The sequence below is a fragment of the Nitratireductor rhodophyticola genome (assembly GCF_019891355.1).
GTDB lineage: Bacteria > Pseudomonadota > Alphaproteobacteria > Rhizobiales > Rhizobiaceae > Nitratireductor > Nitratireductor rhodophyticola.
The window spans coordinates 397,944-416,027 of the sequence record NZ_JAHSSF010000001.1 but is presented as its reverse complement, the minus strand read 5'-3'; the positions used below and the strand labels follow the sequence as shown (position 1 = coordinate 416,027).

21 protein-coding genes and 1 pseudogene are annotated in these 18,084 nt (G+C 60.2%); 14 read left to right on the top strand and 8 right to left on the bottom strand.

Annotated elements, in window-relative coordinates:
- Positions 1–41: 41 nt before the first annotated feature.
- Positions 42–995, bottom strand: a complete 954-nt coding sequence (locus tag KUG85_RS01890) for an alpha/beta fold hydrolase (RefSeq protein WP_223003964.1) — start codon at positions 993–995, stop codon at positions 42–44.
- A 47-nt stretch (positions 996–1,042) separates the two neighbouring features.
- Between KUG85_RS01890 and KUG85_RS01885 the strand changes: the two genes are divergently transcribed.
- Positions 1,043–1,495, top strand: a complete 453-nt coding sequence (locus KUG85_RS01885; protein WP_025030722.1) for a MarR family winged helix-turn-helix transcriptional regulator — start codon at positions 1,043–1,045, stop codon at positions 1,493–1,495.
- Positions 1,496–1,525: 30 nt separating this feature from the next.
- On the opposite strand, the gene KUG85_RS01880 is transcribed toward KUG85_RS01885, so the two are convergent.
- The gene (locus KUG85_RS01880) at positions 1,526–2,368 is read right to left on the bottom strand and encodes an AraC family transcriptional regulator (RefSeq protein ID WP_223003963.1); all 843 of its coding nucleotides are present in this window, start codon (positions 2,366–2,368) and stop codon (positions 1,526–1,528) included.
- Positions 2,369–2,476: 108 nt separating this feature from the next.
- Here KUG85_RS01880 and KUG85_RS01875 point away from each other — a divergent pair, with 108 nt between their 5' ends.
- Together KUG85_RS01875 and KUG85_RS01870 are read left to right on the top strand one after the other, a co-directional pair.
- Positions 2,477–3,679 (top strand): MFS transporter, encoded by a 1,203-nt coding sequence (locus tag KUG85_RS01875; RefSeq protein ID WP_065815161.1) that lies wholly within the window; start codon positions 2,477–2,479, stop codon positions 3,677–3,679.
- A 19-nt stretch (positions 3,680–3,698) separates the two neighbouring features.
- Positions 3,699–4,049, top strand: coding sequence for a VOC family protein (locus KUG85_RS01870; protein WP_223003962.1), 351 nt, complete (start codon positions 3,699–3,701; stop codon positions 4,047–4,049).
- 6 nt (positions 4,050–4,055) lie between these two features.
- Here KUG85_RS01870 and KUG85_RS01865 read toward each other — a convergent pair whose 3' ends face one another.
- On the bottom strand, positions 4,056–4,685 hold the full coding sequence (locus tag KUG85_RS01865) for a pyridoxamine 5'-phosphate oxidase family protein (RefSeq protein WP_223003961.1): 630 nt from the start codon (positions 4,683–4,685) through the stop codon (positions 4,056–4,058).
- Entirely contained in the window at positions 4,675–5,028 is a 354-nt protein-coding gene (locus tag KUG85_RS01860; RefSeq protein ID WP_223003960.1) for a gamma-butyrobetaine hydroxylase-like domain-containing protein, read from the bottom strand. Before KUG85_RS01860 ends, KUG85_RS01865 begins: the two co-directional genes overlap by 11 nt.
- Positions 5,029–5,202: 174 nt before the next feature.
- Here KUG85_RS01860 and moaA point away from each other — a divergent pair, with 174 nt between their 5' ends.
- The 10 genes and pseudogenes from moaA to KUG85_RS01810 all read left to right on the top strand — a co-directional run bounded on the left by moaA (position 5,203) and on the right by KUG85_RS01810 (position 14,061).
- The gene (gene moaA / locus KUG85_RS01855; RefSeq protein ID WP_223003959.1) at positions 5,203–6,207 is read left to right on the top strand and encodes a GTP 3',8-cyclase MoaA; all 1,005 of its coding nucleotides are present in this window, start codon (positions 5,203–5,205) and stop codon (positions 6,205–6,207) included.
- A gap of 253 nt (positions 6,208–6,460) precedes the next feature.
- Positions 6,461–7,411, top strand: coding sequence for a DMT family transporter (locus KUG85_RS01850; RefSeq protein ID WP_322098554.1), 951 nt, complete (start codon positions 6,461–6,463; stop codon positions 7,409–7,411).
- Between the two features lie 112 nt (positions 7,412–7,523).
- Positions 7,524–8,729, top strand: coding sequence for a multidrug effflux MFS transporter (locus tag KUG85_RS01845; RefSeq protein WP_223003958.1), 1,206 nt, complete (start codon positions 7,524–7,526; stop codon positions 8,727–8,729).
- Positions 8,730–8,738: 9 nt separating this feature from the next.
- The gene (gene mobA, locus KUG85_RS01840) at positions 8,739–9,362 is read left to right on the top strand and encodes a molybdenum cofactor guanylyltransferase MobA (protein ID WP_223003957.1); all 624 of its coding nucleotides are present in this window, start codon (positions 8,739–8,741) and stop codon (positions 9,360–9,362) included.
- Entirely contained in the window at positions 9,359–9,877 is a 519-nt protein-coding gene (gene mobB, locus KUG85_RS01835; RefSeq protein ID WP_223003956.1) for a molybdopterin-guanine dinucleotide biosynthesis protein B, read from the top strand. Before mobA ends, mobB begins: the two co-directional genes overlap by 4 nt.
- A gap of 161 nt (positions 9,878–10,038) precedes the next feature.
- Positions 10,039–10,824 carry an ABC transporter substrate-binding protein gene (locus tag KUG85_RS01830; protein WP_223003955.1) on the top strand — a complete coding sequence of 262 codons (786 nt, stop codon included), beginning with the start codon at positions 10,039–10,041 and terminating at the stop codon, positions 10,822–10,824.
- A gap of 163 nt (positions 10,825–10,987) precedes the next feature.
- A complete protein-coding gene (locus KUG85_RS01825; protein WP_065815154.1) occupies positions 10,988–11,701 on the top strand; it encodes an ABC transporter permease in 714 nt (237 codons plus the stop codon).
- Positions 11,702–11,709: 8 nt separating this feature from the next.
- Positions 11,710–12,522: an ABC transporter permease gene (locus tag KUG85_RS01820; protein WP_407673636.1), complete on the top strand. Its 813-nt coding sequence runs from the start codon at positions 11,710–11,712 to the stop codon at positions 12,520–12,522.
- A gap of 21 nt (positions 12,523–12,543) precedes the next feature.
- Positions 12,544–13,428 (top strand): annotated as a pseudogene (locus KUG85_RS01815) (NAD(P)-dependent oxidoreductase); the annotation flags it as partial.
- 9 nt (positions 13,429–13,437) lie between these two features.
- The gene (locus KUG85_RS01810; RefSeq protein WP_223003952.1) at positions 13,438–14,061 is read left to right on the top strand and encodes a DUF3299 domain-containing protein; all 624 of its coding nucleotides are present in this window, start codon (positions 13,438–13,440) and stop codon (positions 14,059–14,061) included.
- Here the strand turns inward: KUG85_RS01810 and KUG85_RS01805 are convergent.
- The 4 genes from KUG85_RS01805 to KUG85_RS01790 form a co-directional block, all read right to left on the bottom strand.
- Entirely contained in the window at positions 14,016–14,510 is a 495-nt protein-coding gene (locus tag KUG85_RS01805) for an Lrp/AsnC family transcriptional regulator (RefSeq protein ID WP_025030713.1), read from the bottom strand. The two genes, KUG85_RS01810 and KUG85_RS01805, sit on opposite strands and share 46 nt — an antisense overlap.
- 99 nt (positions 14,511–14,609) lie before the next feature.
- Positions 14,610–15,236 carry a uracil-DNA glycosylase family protein gene (locus KUG85_RS01800; RefSeq protein ID WP_171900051.1) on the bottom strand — a complete coding sequence of 209 codons (627 nt, stop codon included), beginning with the start codon at positions 15,234–15,236 and terminating at the stop codon, positions 14,610–14,612.
- 10 nt (positions 15,237–15,246) lie between these two features.
- On the bottom strand, positions 15,247–15,858 hold the full coding sequence (locus KUG85_RS01795) for a glutathione S-transferase (protein ID WP_223003951.1): 612 nt from the start codon (positions 15,856–15,858) through the stop codon (positions 15,247–15,249).
- A gap of 7 nt (positions 15,859–15,865) precedes the next feature.
- On the bottom strand, positions 15,866–16,426 hold the full coding sequence (locus KUG85_RS01790; RefSeq protein ID WP_223003950.1) for a thermonuclease family protein: 561 nt from the start codon (positions 16,424–16,426) through the stop codon (positions 15,866–15,868).
- Positions 16,427–16,534: 108 nt separating this feature from the next.
- Between KUG85_RS01790 and KUG85_RS01785 the strand changes: the two genes are divergently transcribed.
- Positions 16,535–18,064, top strand: a complete 1,530-nt coding sequence (locus KUG85_RS01785; protein WP_223003949.1) for a sensor histidine kinase — start codon at positions 16,535–16,537, stop codon at positions 18,062–18,064.
- Positions 18,065–18,084 lie beyond the last annotated feature (20 nt).

Genomic DNA, 18,084 nt, shown 5'->3' with positions numbered 1-18,084 from the left:
GGGTCGCGGGGTGATCGATAAAATTGTTATGAATTTGACGCTCAATCGCCGATTGGTAAACAATCTTCTAAAGGCATGGCGGCAGCAGGCTCCAGGCGCCGCTCTCTGCGTGTCGCGACGAAAGCCGCCACGCGCGCCGCAATACCGGGATCGGCAAGAATCCGGCGATGCCCCAGACCGGGCGCCCAAACCAGCGAAACATGCGTGCCCGCATCGCCCATGGCCCTTGCATCAGATGCAGGAACTTCCTTGTCCTCCGGAGCGTGAAGGATCAGGGTCGGCAGCCGCACCTCCCGCAGCTGTTCCGCCGCGACGAACACCTTCAGGGGCGTTCCGGCAATGGCCTCGACCCGGCCTTCGAACGCCTTTTGCGTCTTCGGTCCAAGGCCCATAAAGGCACCGAACTGGGAAAAGAGATCGGGCAGCGCGTTCGGCGAAGCAATGGTCACCAGTCGTCGAACGGAAACCGGCGGGACGCCGGCGACAGAGCCGGCAATCGCATTAAGCGCGACCGCCCCGCCGAAGGAGTGTCCCACCATGGCATCAAACGGTCCCAGCCATTGCGCCACGGCGCTCACCGCCGCAACCGCCTTGGGGATGTTAAGAATGCGTCCGCCCGAGACGCCATGTCCCGGAAGATCCATGGAAACGACGCGAAAGCCGCGCTGAAGCAGTGCCTCAACGACCACGCGCATGTGCTCGGTACGCGAGCGCCAGCCGTGAAGAACAAGAACCGCCGGACCGTCACGACGCGCACCCCAGTTCGTAAACTCATAGGCAACAACCGCGCCATGCGTCGTCGTCAGCGGATGTTTGCGTGCTCGACGCATGAAGTCTTTCGACTGGGCGAGAACGCGCCTTTCCTTCTCCGTCAGCCGCGTCGGACTGGGTGTTCGGCAAAACAGCCCAAACGCCATGCGACCGCCGAGACTTGGCGCGACATGTTCGAGTGTGCCAAAAAGGCTCTTCAGGATGCGCAGGCCGAAACGAGTCATGGTGGAAACCCATATAATGTTCAAGCGTGAACAAAGTTAGTTCAATCATGAACAAAATACAAGAACTCCCGTGGGACAATCCGCGTTTTCGCACATGGATCGCCGTGGCGCGCGCGGAGAAAGCCATTGTCCGGGCACTCAGCAAGGCGCTCGAACCACTCGGCCTCAAGATTGCGCAGCTTGACATGCTGATGAATCTCTATCGCCACCCCGGGCAATCCCAGCACGATCTTGCGCGTCGCCTGCTCGTCGGGCGCTCCAACATCACCATGCTGCTGCCGCAACTGGAAACGCAGGGGCTGGTGCGCCGTGAAAGCGACGCCAACGACCGGCGAATCTTACGGCTTTACCTGACGCAGGACGGTGAAGAGCGATTGATGGAAGCGCTCGCCGTCTACACCAGGCTGATCGACCGCGTGATGGCCCAGTCGACGCCGGAGCAATGCGAGGCCATGGGCGAGCAGATGCGCCGCATCAGTGAAGCGCTCGCTGAAGACTGAACAACGGCTTTTTCAGGAAACGCGGCCGCTTCACTGTTCCCCATCCGCTGCCGGAACATTCAGATAGTTGCGTGGCGAAGCCCCCAACATCCTCTTGAACATCGTCGTGAAGGCGGCCACGCTCTCATAGCCCAGGTCCAGCGCCACGTTGGTTACAGCTTCGCCGCTCGCCAGCCTCGGCAAAGCAGCAAAAAGGCTGGCCTGCTGGCGCCAGAGCGACAGGCTGAGCCCGACCTCCTGCTTGAAACGGCGGGTGAAGGTGCGGCGGCTCATGCCCGCCGAATGCGCCCACTGATCGATCGTTACGCGGCTTTCCGGCGCGTCAAGAAAGGCGCGGCACATGCGTGCCAGCCGCGGATCAGAGGGAAATGGCAGACCCAGCGGCAGCTCCGGCAAGCGCGGAATCTCATGCATGATGAGTTCATAAAGCAAGCCGTTGCGGCCCGTCGGCCGGGCAACATGCGGCAAAGGCGCCACCTCCTCCAGAAGGCTGCGCATCAATGGTGTGATGCCGACCACACGCGGTCTTGCCGGCAACCCTGAAATTGCCTCGGGAAGCACGTAAACCGACTGCATGCGCACATCGGTCATCATTTCGACCGCGTGCTGGATACCCGGCGGAATCCAGATCGCCTGCCCTGCCGGCACCATCCAGTGTCCAAAGCCGGTTTTGACCAGAACCACGCCGCTGCTTGCGTGAAGAAGCTGCCCGCGGCTGTGGCGATGGATGGGCACCTGAACATGTGCCAATTGCGCAATCTCGCCAACAACCAGATCGCCCTCGACCTCCTCAAGCCAGGAGCGTCGCTTTTCATCGTCGACCGGGCGATCGGTGTTGAAAACCACCGTATTGGGGCTGCGCGGAGAATTCATTTGGCCCACTTGAGAAAAAAGTAGACCAAATCACCAAGGCAGGTCATTTGCAAGAGGCGTATAAGCGGCTGCTGTCTTGAGGGCGGCCTCTTCTCATGGAGCATTGACGTGACCGATACCACCGCCAACCGGCCCTCCACGCCGGCAGAACAGACCGCCTTCGCGGTCCTGCTTGCCGTCAGTTTCTGCCACATGCTGAACGACATCATGCAGTCCATGCTTGCGGCCATCTATCCAATGCTGAAGAGCGATTACGGGCTGGATTTCTGGCAGATCGGCCTTCTAACCATGGCGTTCCAGGTGACGGCGTCGCTGCTGCAGCCGGCGATCGGGCTGACCACCGACAAGAAACCCATGCCCTACTCCCTGCCCGTCGGCATGGGATCGACCTTTATCGGACTTCTGCTTCTGGCGACGGCAGCCAACTACTCGCTGCTCCTGGTCGGCGCAATGTTCGTGGGCCTGGGCTCGGCGATCTTTCATCCCGAATCCTCGCGCGTTGCCCGCCTCGCCTCGGGAGGTCGATACGGCCTGGCGCAGGCCGTCTTCCAGGTGGGCGGCAATGCCGGCACCGCCATCGGCCCGTTGCTCGCTGCCTTCATCGTCGTGCCCCGGGGCCAGGGCAGCGTTGCTTGGTTCTCTCTCGCGGCACTTCTCGGCATGATCGTCCTGTGGCGCGTGAGCGCGTGGTATGCGGAATACCGCCAGCGCACCGCCACACGTGCAGCACCTTCTCCGGCTCTCACCCTGCCCCGCGGCAAGATTGCCATGTCTCTGGCAATCCTGGTCTCCCTAGTTTTCGCCAAAAATGTCTATATGGCCGGCATTTCAAGCTATTATACGTTCTTTCTGATCGAAAAATTCGGCGTCAGTGTCCAGCAGTCGCAGATACTGCTGTTCGTTTTCCTAGGCTCGGTTGCCGCCGGCACCGTACTGGGCGGGCTGATCGGTGATCGTATAGGCTCCAAGACGGTCATCTGGTTCTCCATCCTCGGCGTGCTGCCCTTCACGCTGGCGCTGCCCTATGCGAATTTCTTCTGGACTCCGATTCTTACCGTCGCCATCGGCCTTATCCTTGCATCCGCTTTCCCGCAGATCGTCGTATTCGCACAGGAGCTGTTGCCAGGTCGCGTGGGTATGGTCGCCGGCATGTTCTTCGGCTTCGCCTTTGGGCTTGGCGGCCTTGGCGCAGCCGTGCTCGGGATTATCGCAGACAGGACCGGGATCGAGTTCGTCTACCAGATCTGTTCCTACCTGCCGCTGCTCGGTCTGTTGACGGTTTTTCTCCCAAACCTCAAGAAGGCAGGCTGAACCCAAAGGGAGACACATCGTGAAAGTAAAACGCATTGTCGCCAACATCGCCTCGGATCAGGTGGGAAAAGCGAAACGATTCTACGCCGATGTCCTCGGGCTCGACACGCTGATGGATCAGGGCTGGATTGTGACCTATGGCGCGCAGGAAAAGACGCGTCTGCAGGTGAGCGTGATGTCACAGGGCGGATCGGACACCCCCGTGCCCGACCTTTCCATCGAAGTGGACGACCTCGATGAAGCGCTTGAACGGGTTGAGAAAGCAGGCTTCCCCATCGAATACGGCCCTGCAGAGGAACCGTGGGGCGTGCGGCGCTTCTACACCCGCGATCCCTTCGGAAAGCTGGTCAACATTCTGACCCATCGCTGAGGCGGGTCACCACATCGTCTTCTGGGCGCGATCAGGCCATTCCCTGTCATAGGCCTCACCGTCAATCTCCCTGCGACTCGTCGCCTGAAGAATCTGGCCGGGCGTCGGCAGATTCTCGGGGTTCGCATGCTTCGCACCGTTCCAGAGATCGGACCGGACAATCGCCCGCGCGCACTGGAAGTAGACCTCGTCCACCGAAAGCACGATGACTGAGCGCGGTGCGGCTTCGTCTATGGCAAAGGAGGCACATAGTTCCGGATCAATTGAAAGCCTGGCCCGCCCGTTGACGCGCAGGGTCGTACCCGATCCGGGAATGAGGAAGAGAAAGGCCGCCCGTTCGTCACGAACGATATTGCGCAGCGAATCCGCGCGGTTGTTGCCGCGACGGTCCGGCATCGTAAGCGTTTTTTCATCGTGGATACGCACGAAGCCGGGCCTGTCACCGCGCGGCGAGCAATCGATTCCTTCCGGCCCGATGGTGGCAAGTGCCACAAAGGGCGACGCGTCGATCAGTTTTGCATATTCCGGTATCACCCGGTCCGTCACCTTGACCAGCGATGCCTTTCCCGGCGTACCGTAGAGCGCCTCAAGTGCGTCAATCGACGTGATGGTGTACGCGTCCGCCTCAGGTGTCACGGCTCAACCCCTTCTCCTCTAGTTCGTCAAGATATCCCTGCCATCTGGCATCCTTCTGCGTGGCCAGTTCATGCAGATAAACCCAGGTGAAAATACCGCTCTGATGCGCGTCGCTGAACACGAGACGCACGGCATAATTGCCCACTGGCTCCGCCCGAATGATCGTTACATGCCGCTTGCCGGGAACCGTTATACGCTGCTCGGGTGAGTGCCCCTGCACTTCGGCCGAGGGTGAGAGAACCCGCAGCATTTCCGCCGAAAGTTGCACCGGTCCGATATCCGGGAACAGGACCGTCAACACCGAACGGTCCTTTGAAACACGCAGTTCCTTGGGAGGTTTCATTCGTCACCACCTTTCGCCCGTAGACCTATTCAGCTTTGGTCCAAGTGAAAAGCCCTTCCCTGCGATTGCCCCGGCAATTGTACAAATGCTAGCCTGCAGCGCTTGAACAGTGAGCACTATGTGACGACATAACAGGGCAAGGTCCTGATGAAGAATGCCAGCGAAAGCGAGCCCATGACGCAGAGCACCATGATCGATCCCTTCGGACGTGCCATCGACTATCTGCGCGTTTCGGTGACCGACCGCTGCGACTTCCGTTGTGTCTACTGCATGGCAGAGGACATGACCTTTCTTCCCAAGCGTGACCTGCTCAGCCTTGAAGAACTGGACCGGCTCTGCACCGTCTTCATTGAAAAAGGCGTGCGGCGCCTGCGCCTGACCGGTGGCGAACCGCTGGTGCGCAAGAACATCATGCATCTGGTGCGCCAGCTCTCGCGGCATCTGAAATCCGGTGCGCTCGACGAACTCACGCTCACCAGCAACGGATCGCAGCTCGAACGCTTTGCCGGCGAACTGGCCGATTGCGGTGTGAAGCGCATCAACGTCTCGATCGATACGCTCGATCCGGACAAGTTCCATGCCATCACCCGCTGGGGCCGGCTTGAGAAGGTGATGCGCGGCATTGAGGCTGCGGAGGAAGCCGGACTTAAGATCAAGCTCAACACCGTGGCACTAAAGGGTTTCAACGAAGGCGAGATTCCCGACATGCTGCGCTGGGCGCATGGGCGCGGTATGGACATGACCGTGATCGAGACGATGCCCATGGGCGAGATCGACGCCGACCGGACCGACCAGTATCTTCCGCTGTCCCTCCTCCGCGCTCAACTGGAGCGGCAGTTCACGCTGAAAGACATCCCTTTCAAGACAGGTGGCCCGGCCCGGTATGTGGAAGTCGCTGAAACGGGCGGCAAACTCGGCTTCATCACCCCGATGACGCATAATTTCTGCGAAAGCTGCAACCGCGTCCGCATCACCTGCACCGGCATGCTCTACATGTGCCTCGGCCAGGATGATTCAGCCGATCTGCGCGCCGCCCTCAGAGCTTCGGAAGGCAATGAGCTGCTGGCTGACGCCATCGACAATGCCATCGCCCGCAAGCCCAAGGGGCATGACTTCGTCATCGACCGGCGCACCAGCCGTCCCTCGGTCTCCCGGCACATGAGCGTCACAGGCGGCTAGAACATTTTGCAGTCAGGTGGAATCACCTGACGTCCGCACAAATGCGGAAAAGCAGTCAGACAGATCGGAGCGGCGTTTCCGTGAAAAGGTGAAACGCTCCAGGACTGGATCGCCAGTTTTTCGGCAACGAACCAATTGCCAAGTCCATAAGGTATACTTAGCATCAATACCTGTTTTGGAGGTGGGATTCGTTTTTCACCAGAAACCGTAGGAACTCTTTCAACGTGGACATGCGGCCCCAAGGGTCTGAGACGTGTCCAGCGCTGTGCATCGCGGGGTGGTCGTGTCGTTTTCGCCGAATGCGCGCGGTGCGCTTTTTATGTCCATTGCAATGGCCGGCTTCACCGTCAATGACGGTCTGACCAAGCTCGTTGCCGAAGCCATGAACATGGCGCAGGTCATGCTGGTGCGCGGGGTCATGGCGACACTTGTCATGCTGCTGCTCGCCTGGCAGTGGAAAGCATTGAAAAAGCCGCGTGCAGTCCTGCACCCGATGGTGGCGCTACGTGTTGCAGGCGAGACCGGTGCCACCATATGCTTTCTTTCGGCCCTCGCACATATGCCGATCGCCAACCTCGCCGCTGTCATGCAGGCGCTTCCGCTGGCCGTTACACTCGGGGCAGCCTTCTTCCTGAATGAGCCTGTGGGCTGGCGCCGCTGGAGCGCGATTATCGTTGGCTTCGTCGGCATATTGATCATCATCCGGCCTGGCTTCGACGCTTTCAACGCCTATTCACTTTACGGTGTCGCTGCGGTTGCATTCGCCACCATGCGGGACCTGACGACCCGGAAAATTCCGTCCGAGATACCCTCGCCGATGATTTCCACGGTGACAGCCGCATCGGTGACCATCGCCGGTGCAGTCCTGCTCGTCCCCTATGGAGGATGGTCCCCCATGAGTGGAGCAGACTTCGCCATTCTCGTAGGCGCCACCTTATGCATTGTCTGCGGCTATCACTTCATCGTTCTGTCCCTGCGGGCCGGCGAGCTCTCCTTCATCGCCCCCTTCCGCTATACCGCCCTCCTGTGGGCCATCGGCCTCGGCATCGTGCTTTTTGCAGACTGGCCCGATCGCGTCATGATGACCGGCGCTTTTCTGGTGGTGTGCTCGGGCCTCTACACGCTTTACCGCGAACAGGTCGTCAACCGGACAAAACCCGCAGCCAGGAGCACAGGCCCCGGCATGGCCACGGAAGGCACATGAAGATTTCGACCATTGGTTCAAAACCGTCTGACTGGCTCGGATACCATTCCAGCGCGCGCCAACTCCGGCCTGCTCGCGCCGACAATTGATTATGCAAGGTTCGCAAGACGTTATGGAAAAAATCTTATCCCGCTCCGCTACGCCTCCTCATATCGTCACGCTGGTGATCGCCACCGCAACGGCCGCGGTCTCGATGAACGTGTTCCTTCCCTCCCTCCCTGGTATGGCGGAATATTTCAAGGCGGATTACAGCATCGTCCAGCTGGCGGTCTCGCTCTACCTTGCCGCCACGGCCGTTCTGCAACTGGGCATCGGCCCGGCCTCCGATCGCTTTGGCCGCCGCCCGGTCATGCTCACCTGCTTTGCGATCTTCATTCTGGCCACCATCGCCGCATTGGTCGCGCCTAATATTACGGTCTTTCTTATCTGCCGGGTGATGCAGGCATTCGCTGCGGCGGGCATGGTTCTTTCCCGCGCCATCGTGCGCGACACGGTGGGCGCAGATGAAGCCGCCAGCCGCATCGGTTACATCACCATGGGCATGACGCTCGCTCCGATGCTCGGTCCTTTGATCGGAGGTTTTCTCGATGAGCTCTATGGCTGGAAGGCAACGTTTTATCTGATCCTGGGTTTCGGGCTTCTTTCTCTTCTGATCGTCTATCTTGATCTCGGAGAAACGAACCACACACCATCCAGCAGCATGACCGCTCAGGTCAGAAACTATCCCGAGCTGTTCCGGGCCCGGCGTTTCTGGGGCTATACGGCGACAGCCGCCATGGCGTCGGGAGCGTTTTTCGCCTTTCTTGGCGGCGGCCCATACGTGGCAACCGAAATCCTCGACCTCACCCCCTCGCAATACGGGATGTATTTCATCCTTATCTCGGTGGGGTACATGATCGGCAACTTCCTCTCCGGTCGCTTTTCGAAGCGGATCGGCATCAATCCGATGATGCTGGCAGGCAATACTCTTGCATCTCTCGGGCTTGTCCTCGCGCTGGTCCTCTTTGCGGTCGGCTTCTTCCATCCCATGTCGCTTTTCGGCCCGTCATTTTTCGTCGGGATAGGCAATGGCATGACCATGCCGAACGCCAATGCCGGTATCGTCAGCGTCCGGCCGCACCTGGCCGGCTCCGCCTCGGGTCTCGGCGGTGCGCTGCAGATTGGCGGCGGCGCCGCACTTTCGGTGATCGCCGGCGCTGTCCTTTCGCCTGAAACAGGCCCGTTTCCGCTGATCTGGGTGATGCTCGTATCCTCCGTGCTCGCCATCGCCGCATCGCTCTACGTGGTCTATGTTGCCAGGCAGGCTGGAAACATCTGAGGCCGGGCGATGAGAAAGGGCATTGTCGGAGTAATCCTCGCAGGTGGAACGGCACGCCGCATGGGCGGTGGCGACAAGGGAATGCTGCACCTCAACGGCAAAAGGGTCATCGAAGCGGTCCTCGACAGGCTCTCGCCACAGGTTGACCGCGTCGCCCTCAATGCCAATGGCGACCCGCACAGGTTTGCAGCGCTCGGACTTGAGGTGATCGCCGATCCGGTTCCTGAGCCCGTTGGCCCTCTGGGAGGCGTGCTCGCGGCACTGCAGTGGGCGAGAAGTGCCGTCCCCGAGGCCTCGCATGTTGCAACGGCGGCAGCGGACACCCCCTTCTTTCCTCGCGATCTTGTTGCGCGCCTTGCAGATGCCGCGGGGGCATCTTCGGCTCCAGCCATCGCCAGAACCAGCGGCAGGCTGCATTCTGTCTTCGCCCTCTGGCCTGTCGAACTTGCCGATGATCTCGCCCGACATCTTGTCGAAGGCGGTCGTCGCCGCGTCACCGCCTATGCGTGCGATCTTCACAACGCTGCCATTGTCGACTTTCCGTGTGGGCCCGGGGACGATCCGTTCTTCAACATCAACACGCCTGACGACCTTGAAAGGGCGCGCGAAAGGCACCGGAGGGAAACACCGTGAAACAACCGGTTTTCGGCATTGTCGGCTGGAAGAACTCGGGCAAGACCACCCTGACGGCAGCCCTTGTGACGGAGTTGACGAAACGCGGCTTCAGGATAGCCACCCTGAAACACGCCCACCATATGTTTGATATTGACCATGAGGGCACGGACTCCTTCCGTCATCGTGCCGCCGGTGCGCAGGAGGTCGCGATCGTTTCAGGCAGACGCTGGGCGATTATTCATGAACTGGTTGAAGAACGGGAGCCGACACTGCAGGAAATGCTCGCGCGCCTCTCCCCATGCGATCTGGTGCTGATCGAAGGGTTCAAGCGCGAAAATCACCCGAAACTGGAATGTCGCCGACAAGACGCCAGGGACCACGGCTTTCTGGCGACGACCGACCCTGGCATCGTGGCGGTGGCGACGGACCACGACACCGAAACCCAAACCCTGCCGCAATTCGCCCTCGGCGATATCGAGGGCATTGCCGACTTCATCATCAGCCATACCGGGATCGGAGGAGAAACGCGCTAAGGTCAGCACTTGGCAACATGGCCCCATGCGCGCGCATTCATTGCATGGGACCAGTCACCTTTAAGGTTGCAATTTGAATCGGATCGGTGGGAGTATCCGGCTTCAAGTTCCGCTCTGGCACGCGGCCGGCAGCGGTAGATAATAAGATGAGAGGAACCAGAATGCGTATTACAAGGCGTATCGCGCTCGCACTGCCTGCGGCAGCTTTGGCACTGGCAGTGGGCTCGGCCCATGCCCAGGACATGATGAAGCTCAAGATCGGTACCGAAGGTGCCTATCCCCCCTTCAACAACCTGACCGCGGACGGTTCTCTTGAAGGTTTTGACGTCGATATCGCCAAGGCGCTCTGCGAGGAGATGAAAGCTGAGTGCGAATTCGTGACACAGGACTGGGACGGCATCATTCCGGCCCTTCAGGCTGGCAAGTTCGACGCCATTGTCGCCTCCATGTCGATCACCGAAGACCGCAAGAAGCAGGTCGACTTCACCAACAAATACTACAACACCCCACCGGCGCTCGTTGTGCCGAATGAGTCTGACATCGCCGGCACCTCGCCGGAGGACCTCGCCGGCAAGGTTATCGGCGCCCAGGGCTCAACCACCCATGCAAATTTCGCCGAGACCACCTTCACCGATAGCGATGTGAAGGTTTATCCGACCGCGGAGGAATACAAGCTCGACATGGTCAACGGACGGCTTGATGCCGTCATCGACGACATCATCGTCCTGCAGGAATTTCTCGACAGCGAGGACGGCGCTTGCTGCAAGGTTCTCGGGACGCTTACACCGCGTGAGGATATCTACGGTCCCGGCATCGGCATTGCCGTGCGGCAGGGCGAAGACGAACTTCGCGAAAAGCTGAATGCCGCGATCACGGCCATCCGCGAGAATGGAAAATACAAGGAAATCAACGACAAGTATTTCTCGTTCGACGTCTACGGCGATTGAGCGCCTTTACGATGTCCTGATTGATAGTGCCGCAGGCGGACGAACCCGGGTGTTCGGCCGCCTGTATTGCATACGGCTCTGGAAATAGCGCCGGAATGAAAAGGAAAATCGCCAATCCGCAAAGGGATGCCGGGTCAGGCGGTTCGGACAGGGATTTTGGGAGATGGAAAGGGTTTGGACCCTTTTGAGTTTTGGCCCGGAAGGCTGGGGCGATGACATCGCCAAGGGCGTTCTTCTGACGGTTTCGCTGGCACTGGCCACATTACCATTGGGACTGGCGATTGGCTTTTTCGTCGCATTGGGCAAACGTTCCAGCGACAAGACATTGCGTCTGGCAGCCAACATATACACAACGATCTTCCGCGGACTGCCGGAGCTGTTGACGCTGTTCCTTGTGTTCTACGGTGCCCAGATCGGCCTGCAGCAGCTTGTGCGTCTCTTCAACCCGGACGCCAGCATCGAAATCAACGCTTTTGTGGCGGGCATGGTGGCGCTCGGCGCCGTCTTCTCTTCCTACGCAAGCGAAGTGTTTCTCGCTGCCTTTCGGGCAATCCCGCAGGGACAGTATGAGGGCGGTCACGCCATTGGCCTCTCGAATGCGCAGACCATGCGCCTCATCATCCTGCCCCAGCTCATCAGGCTGGCCCTGCCCGGCCTTTCCAATCTCTGGCTGATCCTCCTGAAAGACACCGCGCTCGTCTCCGTGATCGGCCTTGCCGACATACTGCGCCAGACCGGCATCGCCGCGCGCGTCACCAAGGAGGCGTTTCTGTTCTTTGGCATCGCCTGCCTGCTCTATCTCGCTTTGGCCATGCTCTCCTCGATCGCCCTTGGCATCATCGAGAACTGGACCAAACGCCATGGAGCGCAGCGATGAGTGCAGACATGCAAGCAACCGTCGAGCGCCCGCCCGTCGCCAGACAGGGTTGGACGAGGGCCCGGACAATCGGTGTGATCCTGCTCGCGATCTGGGCAGTCCTCGGCCTCGCGGTCCTCGGCTTCATGATCAACGCCTGGGACCCAAATATCTTCACCCGTTACGCGCCGCGCTATCTGTCCGGCCTTTGGGTCACCATCCAGCTTGTCGCGGTTTCGGTTTTTCTCGGCGCGATCCTTTCCGTGCCCGTCGCGCTTGGGCGTGCATCGAGAAACAGGTTCATTGCCGCCCTTGCCTATGCATATGTCTATTTTTTTCGCGGAACGCCCCTGCTCGCCCAGACATTCCTGGTCTATTACGGTCTTGGCTCTTTCAGACCCGAGCTTCAGGCGGTGGGGCTGTGGACGTTTTTCCGGGAGGCCTGGTACTGCGCCGTCTTCGCCTTCACCCTCAACACCGCCGCCTACCAGGCCGAAATCCTGCGCGGGGCGATCGAGAGCGTCGGCAAGGGCCAATGGGAGGCCGCGTCGGCACTCGGCCTCTCCAGATTCCAGACCGCGCGCAAGATCATCATTCCGCAGGCGTTGATTGTCGCGCTGAGGCCCTATGGCAACGAGGTCATTCTGATGATCAAGGGTTCTGCCATCGTCGCAATCATCACGGTCTACGACCTGATGGGCGAAACACGGCGCGCCTACGCTCGCACATTCGACTTCCAGACTTACATCTGGGCCGCCATTATCTATCTTGGCATCGTCGAGATCCTGCGCAACACGATAGACTGGATCGAGCGTCGTATCACGAAACATCTGAAGCGCTGACACTTAGAACACGCATATCAGGGAGAAAATTTCCGAATGGCAGACGTCGCATTCATCGGGCTCGGGGTCATGGGATATCCGATGGCCGCGCATCTTCAGAACAAGGGCGGGCACAAGGTCACGGTCTACAATCGCACCGCCGCGAAGGCGCAGAGCTGGGTCAAGGAGCATGGCGGCGCGCACGCCCCCACGCCTCGGGAGGCCGCTGCGGGCAAGGATTTTGTCTTTGCCTGCGTCGGCAATGACGATGACCTGCGCTCGGTGACGCTCGGCGAGAACGGCGCCTTCCAGAGCATGAAGGAGGGCGCAGTCTTCATCGACAACACCACCGCTTCCGCTGAAGTGGCGCGTGAACTCGCAGAAGAAGCGCGGAAGCGCGGTTTCGGCTTCATCGACGCGCCCGTATCCGGCGGTCAGGCCGGCGCGGAAAACGGTATCCTGACGGTGATGTGCGGTGGCGAGGAAGCGGTGTTCGAAAGGGCAAAGCCTGTGATCGAATCCTTCGCCCGGATGGTCGGACTGATGGGCCCGGCCGGTGCTGGACAACTCACCAAGATGATCAACCAGATCTGCATCGCCGGGCTGGTGCAGGGGCTCGCTGAAGGCATTCACTTCGGCCAGAAGGCCGGGCTCGACATCGAGAAGGTCGTCGACGTGATTTCCAAGGGTGCGGCCGGCTCCTGGCAGATGGAAAACCGTCACAAGACCATGAACCAGGGCACGTATGATTTCGGCTTCGCGGTCGACTGGATGCGCAAGGACTTGGGTATCTGCCTTGCCGAGGCCGACCGCAACGGTGCAAGCTTACCTGTCACCGCTCTGGTGGATCAGTTCTACAAGGATGTCCAGAAGATGGGGGGCAGCCGCTGGGATACGTCGTCCCTGCTCGCCCGCCTGGCAAAATAGGAGCAGGCAATGACTGGCCGGTGCGCGGCATTTCTCGCAGCAAGCCTCGGCGCGCTCTCTGCACCGGCCTTCATCGCCTCACCCGCCGCCGGTTCCGAAACCGCGCCGCAACCGGGATCGGTTCGCCCTGTCGAATGGGCTGCCCTTGCTTCCCCGGACCCAGAAAATCCGCAAAGCCTGGCAACCAGCAAACTGAGCGGCCAGACGATCAGCCTTTCCGGCTACCTCCTCCCCGCCGACCGCGAGGGCGAACTGGTCTACTCGTTCATGCTGGTCGCGCGCCGCGGCGCCTGCAGCCACATGCAGCAGCCGCCACCCAGCCAGGTCATCCGGGTCGTGCCATCAACCCCTTACCGCCTGACCTCCAACTACGAGCCGGTGACGATAACCGGCGCACTGCAGCCCGGTCTGGAGAAAACCCAGCTATTCATTCTGGATGGCGCAGCAGTGATAACGTCCGGCTATACGGTAAGGGGTGCCCGGGTGAGCCCGAACCGAACCCTGCCTGCCAGAACCTTGCCTGGGGGGCGGACGGCCTCCCCGGACAATCCCTGGCATCGCGTTGTCAACGGCACGAAATCGTCCAGTCAACCGCCATTGGTCCCGCCGGAATCCTTGTCCAGAACGAGATAGTCGAGCGGCAGCTCGGTCGTGTATTTGATCTGCTCCATCGCGAAGGTGGATGAGACATCGCGGATTTCGATCTTGGCAATCAGCCTCTTGTAGAAGGCGTCATAGGCAGCGATATCCGGCACCACGACCCGCAGCAGATAGTCTACATCGCCGCTCATCCGATAAAACTCGACCACCTCGGGAAACTGCTGGATCACCTCGGAGAAGCGCTTCAGCCACTCATGGCTGTGCATGTTCGTGCGGATCGACACGAACACATTGACCCGGGCATTGACCTTTTCCGGATCGAGCACCGCCACGCGCCGGCGAATGACACCTTCTTCCTCAAGCTTCTGGATACGCCTCCAGCAGGGTGTCGTGGACAGACCGACCTTTTTTGCAACATCGGCTACGGCAAGGGTCGAATTTTCCTGCAACAGGCGCAGGATCTTGCGATCAAGGCGATCCATGATGAACTCCGGAGAAAATGATTTCCTAAAATGGCAAGAGAATTCCAAAGCAACAAGAAATTTTTTGCCCCATAAATGATAACCGCGATCAGATATTCCTCATTTGTCTGAAAGAAGCCGATGAATTTCCTCACGAAGAACAGGCAACAGATCGCGTTCAAACCAGAGATTCTTTTTCAGCCACCCCGTATTGCGCCATGAAGGATGCGGCAGTGGCAGAACGCGTGGCTCCAGGTCGAGCGCCAGCAACCGGCGCCAGTCGCGCACCGTCTCGGTGAGGGTTCTGGAACGCTCGCCGCCCAGGTGCCAAGCCTGCGCATACTGGCCAATAACGAGAACAAGTTCGATCTGCGGCATTGCTTCCATCAATTGCGCACGCCAGGCCGGCGCGCACTCCCTGCGCGGCGGCAGATCCCCACCTTTGGCATCGAGCCCGGGAAAGCAGAACCCCATCGGGGCAATCGCGAAACAGGATGGGTCGTAAAATGTCGGGCGATCGACTTCGAGCCAGTCCCGCAACCGGTCTCCCGACCGGTCATCGAACGGCAGACCGGAAGCGTGAACCCGTGTTCCCGGCGCCTGCCCGGCAATGAGAATCCGTGCGCTGCGCGAGCCAACGACAACCGGTCGCGGTTCATGTGGGAGCGGTGTACCAGCCGGCTCCTCAACGCAGATCCGGCAGGCACGAATGCACGTCAGCAGCGTTTCGAGCCGAGCACTCTGCACGTCCGTACGCTCAGGCCCTGGCACTCGGCCGCCCGGCAACCGTGTGATACCAGCGCATAAGGTGATCGAGCCCGTCCGGGACTGTGAGACGCGCGAGCTTCATGAAATCGATGCTCACAAGCCCCGTGATATCGGCAATCGAGTAGTCTTCGCCCGCGATGAATGGACGGTCGGCCAGCGCCTCATCGAGATAGGAGAGGAACTCAAGGGCCTTGGGCTTATTGGCTTCACCCCATGCCGCGACTTGCGGCACCTCCCATTCCTTCATGGCCGGATGTAGATGCCGGAAGGCCTGTGCAATAGGATAGAACAGGTGCATCTCCACCCGGCGCTGCCACATTTCCACAGTCGCAACTCCAAGCGCTCCCGTGCCGAACAGCGCGGGTTCGGGGTGAAGCGCCTCGAAATAGCGGCAGATGGCAACGGTTTCCGTCAGCACCGTGCCGTCGTCCAGTTCCAGAACGGGCAAGCGTTGCAGCGGGTTGAGACGGGTCAGCGTTTCAGATTTGTGCTCCAGCGCCCCCATGTCCACCGGTTCGATGGGTATCTCGATGCCCTTCTCCGCGAGGAAAATCCGCACACGCCGCGGATTGGGCGCCCTGCCGCCATCGTAAAGCTTCATGATCCAATCACCCTTCGCCTGAAAACCACTCAACCAACCTGTCCCAAAGACCCTTGAGCACATCGCCATCCCTCGGGCGCGGCTCTCCCTGATGTTCGACACGCCAGTCATGCGGAGCCTCGAAACCGCCGGCCCATATGCCGCGCCGTGCCCGGCGCGCTTCTGCCTCGACCCCATCGTAAGCGCCATAGGCCAGCGCCCAGCCAGCCGCAACAAGCGCTTCGCCGATATCTTTCCCGTTCACCTTACAGCGCGCCAGAAGACGATCATAGCGGTCGCGCTCATAGCCTTCACACACCACCTCTGCGCCTGCCACCAGCCGGCGCAACGCCCGCAGCGCGTCTCGCCCGCAGGCATAGTTCTGACCGTCGCGGGTGCAGCTTTGCTGAAACTCGGGTGCGTCGATGCCTTCAAGACGAATACGTTCACCGGCAACCGTCAGCGTATCGCCATCATGCACGACGACCTGACCGCTCAGCGTCTGGCTGCCATAACGCTGAAGCCGGTCGACCAGAAGCGCTATTCCGCCCAGCAGCAGCAGGGCCAACAGCAAATCCGTCAGACGCATGGACCGGCGGCCGCGTTTCCGCGCGTTTCGGCGGCCTCTCATCTTTTGAAGGGTCTCTTAATCATTCACGAATAGTTTGAGCGGTGAATAGCGGGAATTCAAACGGGTATGGTGCCGGAAGCGTCAAAATCGGCCGACAAGTTCATTGTGGACCGCACCAAGCCGCATCGCAACAGCAATGTGGGGCTTGCCGTGCGCCGCACGCGCGACCGGCTGTCTCAAAGTCTCGGCCCGCCAGATTTCAACCGCGACATGCTCAAATTACACGCGCGCGCCATTCTCTCCAACGCCATCAAGCCAGTCCTGCTGATCCTGGCGATCAGCCTCGGAGGGCTTTACCTCGGGCTTGATCCGCAAGTCACGTGCCTGTGGGCACTCGCCTGCCTTGCCGGTTACCTGCCGCTCATTTTGCTTGCGCGCCGTCTCGAGGGGATGCCGGAAAACGAAATTGAGGTCACGCGGACACGGCAGTGGCTTTTTGCCGCCCATTTCGCCAGCGGCCTCGGATGGGCTTGTTTCGCGTTTCTGCCGCTTCCCGCCGGCATGTTCTCCGAACCGCAGATCATGCAGGGTGCCCTTCTGCTTCTCGTCATCGCCGGAACGGCAATCGTGACGGCGACACTGGGCGGCGCTCTGGTCGCTGCTTTCGCACTGCCGGTCTGCCTGTTCGCCTTCAGGGTCAGCAATGAACCTGCAATGGGTGCGTTAATGATGGGCCTGGTCCTGGCCGCATCGCTGCCCTTCCTCGCCTATGTCGCGCACCACCGAAACCGCGCTGCGTTGACCCTTCTCTCATTCCAAAGCGAGAAGAATGCGCTCGTGGGCGAACTGGAAACGGCCAAATCCATGTCGGATGAGGCGCGGCGGCGTGCCGAAGAAGCCAACCTGGCGAAATCTCGGTTTCTTGCTTCGATGAGCCATGAGCTCAGAACCCCCTTGAACGCAATTCTCGGCTTCTCCGAGGTCATGGCCAATCAGGTTCTAGGTCCGCTGGAAAATGCGACCTATCGCGACTACGCGAATGACATTCACAGTTCCGGCAAGCACCTGCTTAGCCTGATCAACGAGATACTCGACCTCTCGCGCATCGAGGCGGGGCGCTATCGGCTCAATGAGGAGCCGCTGTCACTCGGCGCAATCGTCGCGGACTGCTGCCGCCTCATGGAAATGAAGGCACGCGGCAAGGACATCTCTTTCAAGCTCGATGTGGAGCCAACCCTGCTGCGGCTTTTCGCCGACGAGCGTGCTGTCCGCCAGATCACGCTCAACCTTCTTTCCAACGCCATCAAATTCAGCCCGACAGGGAGTTCCGTGCACATCCGGGTCGGCTGGACGGCCGGAGGCGGACAATACATCGCCATCAAGGACAACGGCCCGGGCATACCGGACGACGAACTGGCCGTGGTTCTCTCGGCATTCGGACAGGGGTCCATTGCCATCAAGAGCGCGGAACAGGGTACCGGCCTCGGCTTGCCGATCGTTCAGGGGCTGGCAGCTTTGCACAATGGCGTTTTCGAACTGAACACCAGGCTGCGCTCCGGGACCGATGCGATTGTTGCCTTCCCGCGTTCACGCGTGATGGAAGAACTTCCCGCCGTTCCCACCGAGCGCAAGCGCGCATCGGGTGGCGGCACTTGACGCGCCCTCCCCGGCCTCAA

Coding starts and splice junctions, on each gene's coding strand:
- KUG85_RS01880 (WP_223003963.1), bottom strand. CDS start 2,368: ATGAATTCTCCGCGCAGCCCCAATACGGTGGTTTTCAACACCGATCGC.
- KUG85_RS01885 (WP_025030722.1), top strand. CDS start 1,043: ATGAACAAAATACAAGAACTCCCGTGGGACAATCCGCGTTTTCGCACA.
- KUG85_RS01830 (WP_223003955.1), top strand. CDS start 10,039: ATGCGTATTACAAGGCGTATCGCGCTCGCACTGCCTGCGGCAGCTTTG.
- KUG85_RS01795 (WP_223003951.1), bottom strand. CDS start 15,858: ATGAAGCTTTACGATGGCGGCAGGGCGCCCAATCCGCGGCGTGTGCGG.
- KUG85_RS01810 (WP_223003952.1), top strand. CDS start 13,438: ATGACTGGCCGGTGCGCGGCATTTCTCGCAGCAAGCCTCGGCGCGCTC.
- KUG85_RS01790 (WP_223003950.1), bottom strand. CDS start 16,426: ATGCGTCTGACGGATTTGCTGTTGGCCCTGCTGCTGCTGGGCGGAATA.
- moaA (WP_223003959.1), top strand. CDS start 5,203: ATGACGCAGAGCACCATGATCGATCCCTTCGGACGTGCCATCGACTAT.
- KUG85_RS01820 (WP_407673636.1), top strand. CDS start 11,710: ATGCAAGCAACCGTCGAGCGCCCGCCCGTCGCCAGACAGGGTTGGACG.
- KUG85_RS01890 (WP_223003964.1), bottom strand. CDS start 995: ATGACTCGTTTCGGCCTGCGCATCCTGAAGAGCCTTTTTGGCACACTC.
- mobA (WP_223003957.1), top strand. CDS start 8,739: ATGAGAAAGGGCATTGTCGGAGTAATCCTCGCAGGTGGAACGGCACGC.
- KUG85_RS01785 (WP_223003949.1), top strand. CDS start 16,535: ATGGTGCCGGAAGCGTCAAAATCGGCCGACAAGTTCATTGTGGACCGC.
- KUG85_RS01860 (WP_223003960.1), bottom strand. CDS start 5,028: ATGAAACCTCCCAAGGAACTGCGTGTTTCAAAGGACCGTTCGGTGTTG.
- KUG85_RS01825 (WP_065815154.1), top strand. CDS start 10,988: ATGGAAAGGGTTTGGACCCTTTTGAGTTTTGGCCCGGAAGGCTGGGGC.
- KUG85_RS01845 (WP_223003958.1), top strand. CDS start 7,524: ATGGAAAAAATCTTATCCCGCTCCGCTACGCCTCCTCATATCGTCACG.
- KUG85_RS01805 (WP_025030713.1), bottom strand. CDS start 14,510: ATGGATCGCCTTGATCGCAAGATCCTGCGCCTGTTGCAGGAAAATTCG.